Origin of the sequence: Curtobacterium sp. PhB137, assembly GCF_003814955.1 — a bacterium.
Taxonomy (GTDB): domain Bacteria; phylum Actinomycetota; class Actinomycetes; order Actinomycetales; family Microbacteriaceae; genus Curtobacterium.
In genome coordinates this window covers 1,161,595-1,174,852 of record NZ_RKQO01000004.1, presented here as the reverse complement: position 1 = coordinate 1,174,852, position 13,258 = coordinate 1,161,595, and the positions used below count along the sequence as shown (strand labels likewise).

Below are 13,258 nucleotides of genomic sequence, written 5' to 3'. Positions count from 1 at the left end.
ATGTCGGTCTTGCTCGTGATCTCGGGCGTGTGTGCGGTCCTCGCTGGCCTCGTCCACGTGTACATCTGGTTCCTCGAATCCATCATCTGGACGAGTCCACGCGCCCGCAAGGTGTTCGGCATCGCGACCGAGACCGAGGCCGACGCGACCCGCTCCCTCGCGTTCAACCAGGGGTTCTACAACCTGTTCCTGGCGATCGGCGCGATCCTCGGTGTCGTGCTGGTGCTGGCGGGCAACACCGCAACCGGCTGGACCCTCGTCGTGTTCTCGACCGCGAGCATGCTCGGCGCCGCGGTGATCCTGGTCGGCTCCGGCCGCAAGTACGTCAACTCCGCGTTCAAGCAGGGCACGCTCCCGCTGATCGCGCTGCTCTTCGCGCTGCTCGGCTCGAGCTTCCCCGTCTGAGCCGTCTGAGCCGCCTGAGCCGTCTGCGCCGTCTCGACCAGACCGTCAGCCCCGCCACGCAAAAGCGACAGGGTGCCGCCGAACATCGGCGGCACCCTGTCGCTTTCGCGGGTGAAGACCGGCCAGGTCAGCCGAGCTTGTCCTCGAACTGGGCCGGCAGCTTGTCGAGCGCCCACTCGATCGCGGCGGTGGTGCCCATCGAGAACGCCGACGACACGTCCTTGTCGTCGAAGACGATGGAGTGACCGGCCTCGACCGACGGCACCTTCTGGAACAGCGGGTCAGCCTCGGCCTTCGACGCGTCGACGTAGATCGGCAGGATCAGCGTCAGGTCGGCGTCGAGCAGGTCGAGGTTCTCGTCGGACAGCGTGACGGAGAACGCCTTGCCGGCTTCCTTGTCGATGGCCGACGGGATCGTGAACCCGAGGTTCTTCATGAACGACGAGCGACTGTCGGTGGAGGCGTACGCCCCGAAGCCCTCGGAGCTGTACGCACCGACGACGGCGGTCTTGCCCTCGAAGTCCGGGTGCGCCTTGCGCGCCGTGGCGTAGGCATCGTCGAGGTCGGAGAGCAGCTTCTTGCCCTCGGACTCCTTGCCGAGCGCCTTCGCGATCATCGTGGTCTGCTGCTCGGTCGAGGCGAGGTAGTTCTCGCCGCCCTTCGGGATCGCGACGGTCGGCGCGATCGCGGACAGCTTGTCGTACCGGTCCTTGTCACCAGACGACTTCACGTCGAGGATCAGGTCCGGGTTGAGCTTGAGGATGTCCTCGTAGCTCGGCTCGAGCGTCTGGATGATCTTCGGCGACTTCGTGTAAGCGTCCTTCAGCCACGGTCCGACGCCGTCGCCACCGAAGGCGAGCCAGTCGCTCGCGCCGACCGGCTGCACGCCGAGCTCGAGTGCGGTCTCGGCGTCACCCCAGCCGAGTGCGACGACGCGCTTCGGCTGCGAGTCGATCGTCGTGGTGCCGAGGCCGGTCGTGATGGACACCGGGAAGGCGCCGTCGGACGAGCCGGACGAAGCCGTGTCGGTGGACGAGCCGGAGCCCGAGGCACAGCCGGCGAGGACGAGGGAGGCTGCGACGACGGCACCCGCAGCGGCGAGGACACGTCGGAGACGAAGGGATGAGCGGATCACGAAGGGTAGCCTAACCTAACGGGGCGTACAGGAAATCAGCTGGATAGGCTGGGTGATCGTGGCCGCCCCAGATCCAGACCGCACGCGCCTCGCGGTGCTCGGCTCCCCCATCGCGCATTCGCTCTCCCCCACGCTCCACGAAGCGGCCTACGACGCGCTCGGGTTGGGGTGGTCGTACGGGAGGCACGAGGTCGCGTCCGGCGGGCTCGACGCGTTCGTCGCGGGGCTGGGTCCCGGATGGCGCGGGCTGAGTCTCACGATGCCGCTCAAGCGCGAGGTGCTGCCGCTCCTCGACCGCACGACCCCGTTGGTCGACGAGCTCGGGGTCGCCAACACGGTGGCGTTCCGCCACGAGGGCGACAGCATCGTCCGCGCGGGCGCGAACACCGACGTCCAGGGGCTCGTCCGTCCGGTCGAGGCCCTCGGGCACCTGCCCGGCGAGGCCACGATCCTCGGCGGCGGGGCGACTGCGGCGAGCGCTCTGACCGCAGCCGTGCGGCTCGGGGCGTCACTCGTGCGGGTGTTCCTGCGCGACACCGCGAAGGCCGGGTCGCTTGTGGAACTGGCTGTGCGGCTCGGCGTCTCGCTCGAGGTCCTGCCGCTCACCGACCTGCCCGGCACCCGCCACGGGTTCGTCCTGTCGACGCTTCCCGGCGGCGCGGCCGACCCGCTCGAGCTGGTGCCGTCGGGGTCGGACGCCGTGCTGTTCGACGTCGCCTACGAACCGTGGCCGACCGCCGTCGCGTCGCGCTGGGCCGGTGCGGGCGGCCGGGTGCTGAACGGTCTCGACATGCTCACCGAGCAGGCCATCGGCCAGATCCGCTTCTTCCTGACCGGTGACGAGGACGAGCTGCTGCCCGACGAGGCCGCCGTCCGTCGTGCGATGCGCTCGGCTGTCGGCCTGCCCGCCGTCATCAGCAGCTAGCCGACGACGACACCGGCGACCCGCGGTCAGCCGCGGGTCCGCGCCTCGGCGTCGAGCAGGGCGACGGACACGTCCCACAGCCGGTCGGCCTGGTCCGGGTCGAGCGCCCAGGGCAGCACGCCGTGCAGGCCGTCCTCGATCCGCTCGACCACCGCTGCTTCGTGGCAGTCCTCGAAGTAGCGGCCGGTGATCCCGTCGAGTTCCGGTGCGGTGGCGAGCAGGACCGAGGTCGCGGCTCCCTGCTCGGGGGTCTTCACGGCGTCGGCCGCGGCGATCTTCGTGGCGGCGAGGACCTCCGGGTCCCAGTGCTTCTGCAGGCCGGTCCAGATCCCGCCCGGCATCAGGGCGTTCGCGGTGATGCCGTCGGCGGCCCACCGCCGGCTGGCAGCGACGGCGAACAGCACGTTCGCGGTCTTCGACTGGCCGTAGGCGAGTCCGGGTTCGTAGGGGCGCCGGCGGAAGAACAGGTCGTCGAACACGACGGGCGAACCGCCGTGGCCGCTCGACGACACCGAGACGATGCGGGCCGAACCCGAGGCCGCCAGCGCGTCGTGCAGCCCGAGCGCGAGGGCGAAGTGCCCGAGGTGGTTCGTCGCGAACTGCGCCTCCCACCCGGCGGGCGTGTAAGACTCGGGCGCGTCCATGATGCCGGCGTTGGCGACGAGCACGTCGAGCGGCCCCGACCACGCTGCGGTGAACGCCTCGACGGAGGCCGGGCGGTCCAGGTGCAGTTCGACGACGGCCGGTGCGTCCGTCCCCGTCGACCGGGCGATGTCCTCCGCGACCCGGCGGCCGGCGTCGACGTCCCGCACGGCGAGCGTCACGCGTGCTCCGGCTCCGGCGAGTGCTCGGGCGGTCTCCACCCCGATGCCGGAGGCGGCACCGGTGACGACCGCCGTGCGTCCTGTCAGGTCGAGGCCGTCGACGACGTCGGCGGCCGTGGTCCGGTCGCCGAAGCGGGCGAGGTCGCGTGCGGGCATGTCGACTCCTGTCAGCTGGCGTGGTGCGGAGCCGTCAGGCGACGACACCGTCCACGTAGAACCATCGTCCCCGCTCGCGGACGAACGCGCTCGTCTCCTCGAGCGTCCCGCGGTCGTCGTCGGAACGCCACCACGCGCGGAACGCGACCGTGCCCTGGGAGTCGAACGGGCCTCCCGAGGTCGTCGTCAGGATGTCCAACCGGGTCCAGCGCTGGGACGCGTCCAACTCGAGGGCTGCCGGACGGGTGCGCGGGTGCCAGGTGAGCAGCAGGTACTCCGGCAGTCCCAGGGCGAACGCGCTGAAGCGTGAGCGCATCAGGCGCTCCGCGGTCGGCGCGGCCGCGCCGCGGTGCAGGGGGCCGCAGCACTCGCCGTAGGGGTTGCCGCTCAGGCAGGGGCAGCGCGTCTCGTCGGTGACCACGCCGGAACGCTAGTCGACGATCGACAGCGCGACGGTGATGTTGCCGCGGGTGGCGTTCGAGTACGGGCAGATCTCGTGCGCACGCTCGGCCAGGCGCTGGCGCTGCTCCTGCGGGGCGGCCGGTGCGTAGACGTCGAGCTCGACCGCCAGGCCGAAGGTGCCGTTGCCGGCGCCGCCGATGCCGACCTCGGCGGAGACCTCGGCGCCGGTGGTGTCGAGGTCGAGTTCCTTGCCCGCGGCGTGCAGCGCACCGAGGAAGCACGCGGCGTACCCGGCGGCGAACAGCTGCTCGGGGTTGGTGCCCTCGCCGCTGCCGCCCATCTCCTTCGGCGGTCGGGTGTCCAGGTCGAGCCGGTCGTCCTCGCTGCGGACGTGCCCGTCGCGGCCGCCTCCGGTGGCGTGGGCGGCTGCGGTGTAGACGATGTCGAGACTCATGGAGCCGAGGTCATCGCGCCCACCTGGACGTGTGCTGCGCGTGCCCGGGGTGCCGGGGCCGGGCGCCAGCGCGTGCCCGCGCCGCCGGGCGTGTCCGCGGCGCGCGTGCCCACACCGCCGAGTGAGCAGAACACGACGGGTCACATCACCGCACCCGTCGTCTTCTGCTCACTCGATGCACCGCCGACCCGGCCCACGACACCCCGAACCCGGTAGACATGACACGTGTTCAAGATCGGGTGGCAGGTGTACCGGGAGCGACTGCCCGAGGTCATCGGTGAGCGCATCCGCCGACGCATGGTGGTCGTCGGCGCGATCGTCGCGGCGACCGCGTTCGTCGTGCTGCTGTTCGTCGGCGTGCTCCTGGACCGCCTGGACGACCCCGTTCCCGGTCCCGCCGGTGTCGTCGTCGCGGTCGTGGTGGCCGCCGGCTTCGGGTGCTTCGGCGCATCGCTGACGCCGGTCGGTCCGAAGGGATGGGCCGTCCCACCGATCCCGGGCATCGGCTGGCGCACGCAAGAGGCCATCGCCCGTTACTACGGCAGGAACCCTCCGGCGGTGGACCCGCAGCACCGCGATGCCGTGCTCCACGGTCTGCTGGAGAGCCGCGACCAGATCGTCCGCTTCGCCACCCGTTCGTTCCTGCAGTTCGCCAGCTGGGTGGGTCTCGTCCTCGGCACGGTGGTCTTCGTCCTCACGTTCCCCGTCGACGCCGACCGGATGATCGTGTTCCTCGGTGTGTGGTCCATGTGGCTCGTCTTCTCGAGCGGCACGGGCGTCATGGGGATCCGCACCCTCGGCCGCCAGGAGCAGTTGCGCGTCGAGGCCGAGGCCCTCCCGCCCGTCCCGCCGGCACCGCCCGCCCGCGGCCGGCCCGGCACCCCGAAGGGCAGCAAGCTCTCGCTGCCGGGCGACTGAGCCGTGTTCGCACTCGGTTGGCGGATCTTCTTCCGGCACGTCGACGACGTGTTGGACCCACGTCGTGTCCGCCGCGCAGCAGCGTGGTCCGGCGCAGCGGCCGTGGTCGCGTTGGTCGGCATGCTCGTCCTGGAGGCCCGGCTCGGCTGGACGGCACAGCCTCCGCTCCGCAGCGTGGCGGCCATCGTGCTGCTGGCAGCCGGCGTGGGTCTGCTCACGTTCGCGTGCTTCCCGACGCGGCGCCTGCCGGACCCCTCGGCGACGATCAACGGGCGGCAGGTGCGGGCCTCGTGGCAGAACTCGGTGCGGTGGTCGGTGCAGCCCTACCTGCTGCGACGGCCACGCCCTGTCCGTCCAGAGGACCGCGAGGCCGTCCGCACCGACACGGTCCTGCTCCGCCGCGGCCTGATCGGCACGCTCGCCCGCGTCACCCCGCTGCTGGGGGCAGGGGTCGCCGCCGTCGGTGCTGGCCCGTTGCTCGACGTCGCGCCCTGGTGGCCCGTGGTGTCCGTCGCGCTCTACGTCCTCGTGCTGCCCGAGTACGTCGTCCGCCTCGGCCGCTCCGAACGCGCGCGGGTCGCCGCCGAGGCCGCCGAGGCCGCCGAGCCGTTCGAGGTCCCCGCCGGCCCGACTTCGTGAGCAGAAATGGTCGGGTGGCGTGACGGGACCCGACCATTTCTGTTCACGAAGCGGGATCCGGGGCAGGGGAACGACACCGCCCGCGCGACTGTCGGGGGCACGGGGCACACTGGGCGCATGTGTGGAAGGTTCGTCGTCTCCGACACCACGGCCGATCTGTTGCCCGAGCTCCTCGGTGAGCTCGCCGGCCGGACCGAGCACGTCGACCAGGACACCGGCGTCGTGGGGACCGGCCTGGTGCCGAGCTGGAACGTCGCCCCGACCGACCCCGTGTCCGCGGTGCGCCAGCGGCACGGCGAACGCGAGCTGCCGCAGATCAGCTGGGGCTTCGTGCCGAGTTGGGCGAAGGACTTCCAGAAGCAGCGCCCGAAGCCGATCAACGCCCGCATCGAGACGGTGGCGACGAGCGGCATGTTCAAGCGGGCCTTCGCGACGAACCGGTGCATCGTGCCGGCGCAGGGCTACTACGAGTGGGTGGTGCGCGAGGACGGCAAGGAGCCGCACTTCGTGCACGAGCCCGGCGGTGCCCTGGCGATCGCCGGGGTCGTGAGTGCCTGGCCGGACCCGACCAAGCCCGAGGGCGACCCGGACAAGTGGCGGCTGTCGCTGGCGATCATCACGCGCGACGCCCACGTGGCCCCGGGCGAGGTGCACGACCGCATGCCGGCGTTCCTGACGCCCGACGGCTACGACGACTGGCTGGGGGGCGAGTTGCAGACCGACGACCTGCTGGCCCTGCTCGACCACGAGTCACTGACGGTCGCGGCCGGCCTGGAGCAGTACGAGGTCGCCCGCACCGTGAACAGCGTGAAGAACGACGGCCCGCAGCTCATCGAACCGGTGGCGTAGCCAGCGAGACGCCGCCCTACTCGACGCTCGGACGCACCCACAGTTCGGCGATCTGAGAGTCCCGCGGGGCGTCGATCACGAACCGCACGGCCGAGGCGACGGTGGATGGTTCACTCCGCACCACGTCGGGGTCGGCCGGACCGTACCGATCGCCGGTGTGCGCGAGCGGGGTGTCGGTCGGTCCCGGCGCGACGGTGCTCACCCGGATCCCGTCGGCGCTGACCTGCTGGCGGAGCCCGTCGGTGACGGCCTGCAGCGCGTGCTTCGACGCGGAGTACACGGTGCTGTTCGGCACGGCCCGTCGCGCGGCACCCGAGCTGATCACGACGACCGACCCGGCGGCCCGGCGCAGGTGTGGCAGGAACACCCGGCTGAGCTCGGCCGGCGCGATGACGTTGGTGGCGAAGGCGCGCTGCCAGTCCTCGGCGCGGGCGTCCTCGACACGCAGGCGTTCGACGATCGCTGCGTTGTGCACCAGGACGTCGAGCTCCGGTACCGAGTCGGCGAAGGCCGGGAACCCGGCGGCGTCGGTCAGGTCGAGCTGCACGGCGGTGACGTGGTCGAGTGCCCCGACCTCGTCGAGCCGCACGCGGTCACGCCCGACGGCGATCACCTCGTGGGTCCGGCGGAGCTCCTCGACGACGGCGCGTCCGATGCCGCTGGTCCCACCGGTCACGATCGCGGTGGGCCGGCCGGGTGCGGTGGGTCGGTCGCTCATCCTCCGAGGCTAGCGAGCGGCGGAGCCGCACCGCCCCGCGTGACGGCGTGCGTCGGACGCGACCACGGCAGGAAGACGGGAGGCCCGGATCACGTGCGCCTGTCGGCTGACGTGATCCGGGCCTCCCGGTCGACCGCGGTGGTTACGGACGCGCGCTGCGTCGGATCCCTGGGGCGGCTGCGATGCCCGCCGCGATGCGGCGACGCGTCACGAGCAGCACGCCGGCCAGGAGCAGTGCGATCGCCGCGAGGCCGAGGCCGACGAGGCCGGTCGCACCGGTGAAGGCGAGCTCCGCGGTGTGGACCGCTGCCGCGATGCCGGTCGGGTAGGTGACCGTGATGGTCGCCGTCACCGTCTGGCCGTTGCTGTCCGTCACCGTGTACCCGATGAACGCGGTCCCGATGAACGCGGTGCCGGTGTGGCCCTTCGCCGGGGTGAAGACGACCTTGCCGTCGCGGACGGTCCAGGTGCCCTCGTGGCTGACGACGACGCGGTCGGACTGCTTGCCCGTCTCCGGGTCGATCAGGTGCAGGGTGCCCGTCTCGAAGGTGGCGCCGCCCGAGGCGGAGTCGTTGTCGAGCGGGTCGATCGTGACCTGGTGCCCGACGGTCCCGGTGGCGGAGTCGTCCTTCGCGACCGCGGCGGCGACGACCGTCATCGTGGCGGTGGCTGTGGTGGTCTGCCCCGAGGCGTCCGTCACCGTGTAGGTGAAGGTGTCCGTGCCGGTGAAGCCGGCGGCCGGGGTGTAGACGTACGCGCCGGTGGGCTGGACCGTCACCGTGCCGTGGGCTGGCTTGCGGTCCAGCGCTGCGGTGAGGCGGGTGCCCTGGTCGTTGGTGAGCAGACCGTGGGCGGCGTCGCGGGCGATCGGCGTGCCGGCGATGGTGCGGCCGGCGTCCTTCGTCGCGTCGATGCCGACGGTGACGGTGACGGTGGCGTCGACCTGCTGACCCGAGCCGTCCTGCGCCCGGTAGGTCACGGTGTCGGTGCCGGAGAAGCCCTTCGCCGGGGTGTAGACGAACGTGCCGTCCGCGGCGATCGAGACCGTGCCGTGCCCCGCCTTGCCGGAGGTCACGACCGTCAGGTCGCTGCCGTGGTCGTTGCCGAGCACGCCGGGGCCGGCGACGGTGACCGGCTTGCCGGCCTTCGTGGCTGCCTTGTCGTTCGTCGCCGTCGGGGTGACGGTGATCGTCACCAGGCCGGTCGCGGTGTTGCCGTCGTGGTCGATCGCCGTGTAGGTGAAGGTGTCGATGCCGGACCAGTCGCGCTCCGGCGTGTAGACGTACGAGCCGTCCTTCGCCAGTGCCACGGTGCCGTGTGCCGGCTTGCGGTCGATCTTCGCCCACAGGTCGGTGCCCTCGTCGTCGGCGAGGACGCCCGTGCCGACGGTCGCGGTCACGGTGCCGTTGGTGGCGGTGCGGCCGGTGTCGGGGGTCGCCATGGTGCCGACCAGGACGGTGACGGTCGCCGTCGTGGTCCGGCCGGAGCCGTCCGTGACGGTGTACGTGAACGTGTCCGTGCCGGAGAAGCCCTTCTTCGGCAGGTAGACGAGCGAGCCGGGCTCGGTGCCCTTGGTCACGGTGCCGTGCGCGGCGTCGCCGTGGCCGGTGACCGTGAGCGTCGTGCCGTGGTCGTTGGCGGTCAGCGTCGTGCCGGCGATCGCCAGCGCGGTGCCGGCGCTGGTGCGCACGGTGTCCGCGACGGCGACGGGCTTGACCGTCACCGTGACGGTCGCCGTCGCGGTGCCGCCGGTCGGGTCGGTCACCGTGTAGGTGAACGTGTCCGTGCCGGAGAAGCCGTCGGTCGGCGTGTACGTGACGGTGCCGGTGCCGGTGTTGCCGGTTCCGGCTCCGCCTCCGCCTCCGGTGATCGCGACCTCGCCGTGACCGGGCTTGGTGACCGCGGTGACGGTGAGCTTCGTGCCGGAGTCGTTGCCCGTGACCACGACGTCGACCGGGGTCGAGGCGGTGGTGGTCGCGGTGTCGGCGACGGCCTTCGGGGCGACGACGATCGTCACGGTGCCGGTGGTGGTCCCGCCGGCGCCGTCGGTGACGGTGTAGTCGAACGAGTCCGGGCCGGAGTAGCCGGGCTTCGGCGTGTAGGTGTACCCGCCGTCCTTGTCGACGACGACGTCACCGTGCGACGGGTCGGTGTTGTCCGTGACGTGCAGGTCGGTGCCGGTGGCGCCGTCGAGCACGCCCTTGTCGGCCGGGACGGTGATGGATCCGTCGGCGTCGGTGGACGTGGAGCCACCCGCCGTGACGGGGGTGACCCGCACGGAGACGGTGCCGGTGTTCGTGAGGCCGTTGCGGTCGGTGACCGTGTACGTGAACTCGTCGGTGCCGGAGAAGCCCGGCTTCGGCGTGTAGGTGACGGTGCCGTCGTCGTTCCGGACCGCGGTGCCGTTCGTGCCGCTCTTGCCGACGGGGATGTCGAGCACGGACAGGCCGGTGCCGTGGTCGTTCCCGGTCAGGTCGGCCGAGGTGACCGTCTTGCTGCCGCCTGCCTTGACCGTGATCTCGTCCGGCTCGGTGCCGGGCTCGACCGTGATGGTCACGACACCCGTGGCCGACCCGCCGGAGGGGTCCTTCGCCGTGTAGGTGAAGGTGTCCGTGCCCGAGAAGCCGTCCTTCGGGGTGTACGTGTACGACCCGTCCTCCGCCAGCTCGAGGTCGCCGTTCGCGGGCTCGAGGTCGACCGTGGCGGTGAGCTTCGTGCCCTCGTCGTTCCCGAGCACGCCCGTGCGGTCGTCGCCGTCCCCGCCCACGGTCAGCGTGGTGCCGGCGGTGGCGGTCGCGGTGTCCGGGGTGGCCATCGGGCCGACGACGACGGTGATCGTGCCGGTCGTGGTCTGGCCGGAGTCGTCCCGCACCGTGTAGGTGACGGTGTCGGTGCCCGAGAAGCCGGGCTTCGGCGTGTACGTGATCGTGCCGGTGGCCGGGTCGATCGCGACGTCGCCGTGCGTCGTGCCGTCGGCGTCCGGCACGGCGGCCGCGTCGGTGACGGTCAGCTTCGTTCCCTTGTCGTTGCCGGTGAGCGTCTCCGGCGCGATGGTCAGCGTCTCGCCGGACTTCGTCGCCACCGTGTCGCCGTTCGCGACCGGCTTGACGGTGACGGTGACCGTCGCCGGGCTGGTGGTGACCTTGTCGCCGTCGGTCACGGTGTAGGTGAACGAGTCGGTGCCGGAGAAGTCACCCGTCGGCGTGTACTCGACGGTGCCGTCCTCGGCGACCACGGCGGTGCCGTTCGCCGGACCGGTGACGATCGTGGTGACCAGGTCCGAGCCGCGGTCGTTGTGCTGCACGTCGACGTTCACCGGGGTGCCGGCGCTCGTCGTCGTGGTGTCGTTCGCGATCGTCGGGTTGACCGTGATGGTCACCGTGGCGCTCGTCGGCACACCGGCGGTGTCCGTCGCGGTGTACCGGAACGAGTCCGTGCCCGAGAAGCCGTCGGCCGGCGTGTAGGTGATCGCACCGGTCTCCTTGTCGAGGGTGAGCTCGCCGTGCGCGGGCTTCGTGTTCGACGAGACGGTCAGGCCGGTGCCGAGGTCGTTGCCCAGGACGCCGGTGGCGCGGGTGTCGGCGGTGTAGGTGGTGCCGGCGGCGACGCGGACGGTGTCGTCCTTCGCCAGCGGGGCGACGTTCACGGTCACGGTCACGGTGTCGGTCCCCCCGGTGCCGTCGGTGACGGTGTACGTGAAGGAGTCGGGGCCGGAGTAGCCGGTCGTGGGCGTGTAGGTGTAGCTGCCGTCCTTCGCGACGACGACGTCACCGTGAGCGGGCTTGGTGTTGCCGGTGACCGTCAGGTCCGAGCCGAGGTCGTTGGCGAGCAGGCCGGGGGCGGTGCCGGGGGTGCCGGTGCCGGGGGTGCCGGTGCCGGGGGTGCCGCTTCCGCTTCCGCTGATCGGCGAGCCGGCCGTCGCGGTGACGGTGTCGGCGACCGCTGTCGGCAGCACCGTGATGGTGACCGTGCCGGAGATCTCCGCGCCGTCGCCGTCCTTCGCCGTGTAGGTGAAGGAGTCCGGGCCGGAGTAACCGGCGGTCGGGGTGTACGAGTACGAACCGTCCTTCTCGACGGTCAGGTCGCCGTGGGCGGGCTTCGTGTTGCCCGTGACCGTCAGGCCGGTGCCGTGGTCGTTCGCGAGCAGACCCGTCTTGGCGTCCGCAGTCGCGGTCTGGCCGGCGTGCACGCTGAACGCGTCGTCGGTGCCCGCCGGGGCGACGGTGATCGTCACCGTGCTGGTCGATGTCTGGCCGGACGAGTCCTTCGCCGTGTACTGGAAGGTGTCCGTGCCCGAGAAGCCGGCGGCCGGGGTGTACGTGTACGAGCCGTCGGAGGCCACGGTCGCGGTGCCGTGGGCGGGCGTGGTGTTCGACACGACGGACAGGCCGGTGCCGCTGTCGTTCGCCAAGACGCCCTTCGCGGGCACGGTGAGCTTCGTGCCGTTCGGCGTGTTGCCGGTGTCCGAGGTCGTGGAGACGTGGACGGCCTGCACGGTGTTCGTGAAGGTCACGACGATGTCGGTGCCGTCCGCGGACGTCGCCGACGGGAAGTCGAACTCCGCCTTGTTGCCGTCGCCCGAAGCGACGACCTGGTCGTTGTTCAGGTTCACGGCCTTCCACGTGGTGGCGTAGTTCGCCGAGTCCGTGGTGCCGGCCGCGGTCTGCGTCGCGGTGTACCGGTTCTTCGGCGTCGACAGGATCGCACCGGCCTTCTGCGGCTGGTCACCGTTCGCGGTGCCCGCGGTGGTCGCGGTGTTGCCGGTCGTCACCCCGCCGCCGGTGACGGCGAGAGCGAACTGGTCGCCAGACGCCCAGCGCTTGTCGACGTTCGACTGCGCGGCGAGGGTGTTGGCGTAGTTGCAGGACGCCAGGTCGCTGGCCAGGTAACCGCCGGCGATCGGGAAGGAGGTGACCAGGGCGCCGGAGCCCGGGTCGATCTTGTACATGGTGCTGTCGACCGACGCGAACAGGTAGCCGTCGGACGAGAACGCGATGCCGGGGCTGCCGTTCGCGGCGGCGTCGATCGGCAGGGTCGCCACCTTCGACGTGGTCAACGCCGTGGTACCGGCCGTGGTCGGGACAGTCTCGGTATCGACACGGCGGATCTCGTTGCCCGTGACGACGAAGAGCAGCCCGCGCGTGCTGAACGCCATGTCACCGTTCTTGCCCGTCAGCAGGTTGCCGATCGTGCCGACCTGGCCGATCTTCGTGCCGGTCTTGGTGTTGTAGGCACCGAGGTACGCCGGGTTCGCGCCGCTGGCGTAGTAGTAGATGCCCGTGGAAGGGTTGATGGCACCGCGCAGGAGCTGGTGGGCACCGGCAGGGTCGGCGTCTGTCACGTCGGGCAGGCGCGCACCGTTCACGGCGTCGTACCCGCTGATCGTGTTGCCGTTGTTGACCGAGCCGTAGGCCGCCACACCGTTCCGGGCGAGCGCGAGGGCGTTGTTCGCGGGAGCCATGCTCGTCACGTTGGTGACGGCACCCGTAGTCGCGTCGATGGCTGCCAGCTGGTTCGCCGCCGTGTTGATGGCGTACAGCGTGTTCTGGTCGCAGGACAGCGCGCCGGCGGCCGCAGCGGGGTCGGCGACGACGGCTTGCGTCAGACCGGCGCCGACGAGCAGCGCGGCGCCGAACATGGCGACGGTTCGGACGCCGAAGCGGCGTCGAGGCACAGCGGTGCCCTGGTTTCCAGGCAGCATGATCACTTTCGGGTCGAGACGATGCGGGCGCTGATCAACAGCCGCCGGTTCAGGGAGAACGGTCGTTGGCGCCGGGTCGATACTGGCAGGTCTCGATACCGAAGTGGGGACGGAACGGGTCCCCAATAGGGG

11 protein-coding genes are annotated in these 13,258 nt (G+C 71.4%); 5 read left to right on the top strand and 6 right to left on the bottom strand.

What is annotated here, in order from left to right; all coding sequences use genetic code 11:
* On the top strand, positions 1 to 405 hold the full coding sequence (locus EDF28_RS06005; RefSeq protein WP_123293628.1) for a DUF1304 domain-containing protein: 405 nt from the start codon (positions 1 to 3) through the stop codon (positions 403 to 405).
* A gap of 127 nt (positions 406 to 532) precedes the next feature.
* Here the strand turns inward: EDF28_RS06005 and EDF28_RS06000 are convergent, their stop codons facing one another.
* Positions 533 to 1,540, bottom strand: a complete 1,008-nt coding sequence (locus EDF28_RS06000) for an iron-siderophore ABC transporter substrate-binding protein (protein WP_123937504.1) — start codon at positions 1,538 to 1,540, stop codon at positions 533 to 535.
* 58 nt (positions 1,541 to 1,598) lie between these two features.
* Between EDF28_RS06000 and EDF28_RS05995 the strand changes: the two genes are divergently transcribed.
* On the top strand, positions 1,599 to 2,465 hold the full coding sequence (locus EDF28_RS05995; RefSeq protein WP_221182540.1) for a shikimate dehydrogenase: 867 nt from the start codon (positions 1,599 to 1,601) through the stop codon (positions 2,463 to 2,465).
* A gap of 26 nt (positions 2,466 to 2,491) precedes the next feature.
* Here the strand turns inward: EDF28_RS05995 and EDF28_RS05990 are convergent, their stop codons facing one another.
* The 3 genes from EDF28_RS05990 to EDF28_RS05980 are packed head-to-tail and all read right to left on the bottom strand — an operon-like array spanning position 2,492 to position 4,301.
* Positions 2,492 to 3,445, bottom strand: a complete 954-nt coding sequence (locus EDF28_RS05990) for an SDR family NAD(P)-dependent oxidoreductase (RefSeq protein ID WP_123937502.1) — start codon at positions 3,443 to 3,445, stop codon at positions 2,492 to 2,494.
* A gap of 34 nt (positions 3,446 to 3,479) precedes the next feature.
* Positions 3,480 to 3,866, bottom strand: coding sequence for a YchJ family protein (locus EDF28_RS05985; protein ID WP_123937501.1), 387 nt, complete (start codon positions 3,864 to 3,866; stop codon positions 3,480 to 3,482).
* 9 nt (positions 3,867 to 3,875) lie between these two features.
* Complete coding sequence (locus EDF28_RS05980) at positions 3,876 to 4,301, bottom strand: organic hydroperoxide resistance protein (RefSeq protein WP_123293624.1); 426 nt, start codon at positions 4,299 to 4,301, stop codon at positions 3,876 to 3,878.
* Between the two features lie 225 nt (positions 4,302 to 4,526).
* Between EDF28_RS05980 and EDF28_RS05975 the strand changes: the two genes are divergently transcribed.
* From EDF28_RS05975 to EDF28_RS05965, 3 genes are all read left to right on the top strand, one after another.
* The gene (locus EDF28_RS05975; RefSeq protein WP_123937500.1) at positions 4,527 to 5,219 is read left to right on the top strand and encodes a hypothetical protein; all 693 of its coding nucleotides are present in this window, start codon (positions 4,527 to 4,529) and stop codon (positions 5,217 to 5,219) included.
* Between the two features lie 3 nt (positions 5,220 to 5,222).
* Positions 5,223 to 5,858, top strand: coding sequence for a hypothetical protein (locus EDF28_RS05970; protein WP_123937499.1), 636 nt, complete (start codon positions 5,223 to 5,225; stop codon positions 5,856 to 5,858).
* Between the two features lie 117 nt (positions 5,859 to 5,975).
* On the top strand, positions 5,976 to 6,707 hold the full coding sequence (locus tag EDF28_RS05965; RefSeq protein ID WP_123937498.1) for an SOS response-associated peptidase: 732 nt from the start codon (positions 5,976 to 5,978) through the stop codon (positions 6,705 to 6,707).
* A gap of 16 nt (positions 6,708 to 6,723) precedes the next feature.
* Here the strand turns inward: EDF28_RS05965 and EDF28_RS05960 are convergent, their stop codons facing one another.
* Complete coding sequence (locus EDF28_RS05960) at positions 6,724 to 7,425, bottom strand: SDR family oxidoreductase (RefSeq protein ID WP_111086110.1); 702 nt, start codon at positions 7,423 to 7,425, stop codon at positions 6,724 to 6,726.
* Positions 7,426 to 7,567: 142 nt separating this feature from the next.
* Positions 7,568 to 13,099, bottom strand: a complete 5,532-nt coding sequence (locus EDF28_RS05955) for an Ig-like domain-containing protein (RefSeq protein ID WP_123937497.1) — start codon at positions 13,097 to 13,099, stop codon at positions 7,568 to 7,570.
* Positions 13,100 to 13,258: the final 159 nt, after the last annotated feature.

Excerpts from the sequence above, each read along its gene's own strand:
- EDF28_RS06005 (WP_123293628.1), top strand. The coding sequence starts at position 1 with ATGTCGGTCTTGCTCGTGATCTCGGGCGTGTGTGCGGTCCTCGCTGGC.
- EDF28_RS05990 (WP_123937502.1), bottom strand. The coding sequence starts at position 3,445 with ATGCCCGCACGCGACCTCGCCCGCTTCGGCGACCGGACCACGGCCGCC.
- EDF28_RS05980 (WP_123293624.1), bottom strand. The coding sequence starts at position 4,301 with ATGAGTCTCGACATCGTCTACACCGCAGCCGCCCACGCCACCGGAGGC.
- EDF28_RS05965 (WP_123937498.1), top strand. The coding sequence starts at position 5,976 with ATGTGTGGAAGGTTCGTCGTCTCCGACACCACGGCCGATCTGTTGCCC.
- EDF28_RS05960 (WP_111086110.1), bottom strand. The coding sequence starts at position 7,425 with ATGAGCGACCGACCCACCGCACCCGGCCGGCCCACCGCGATCGTGACC.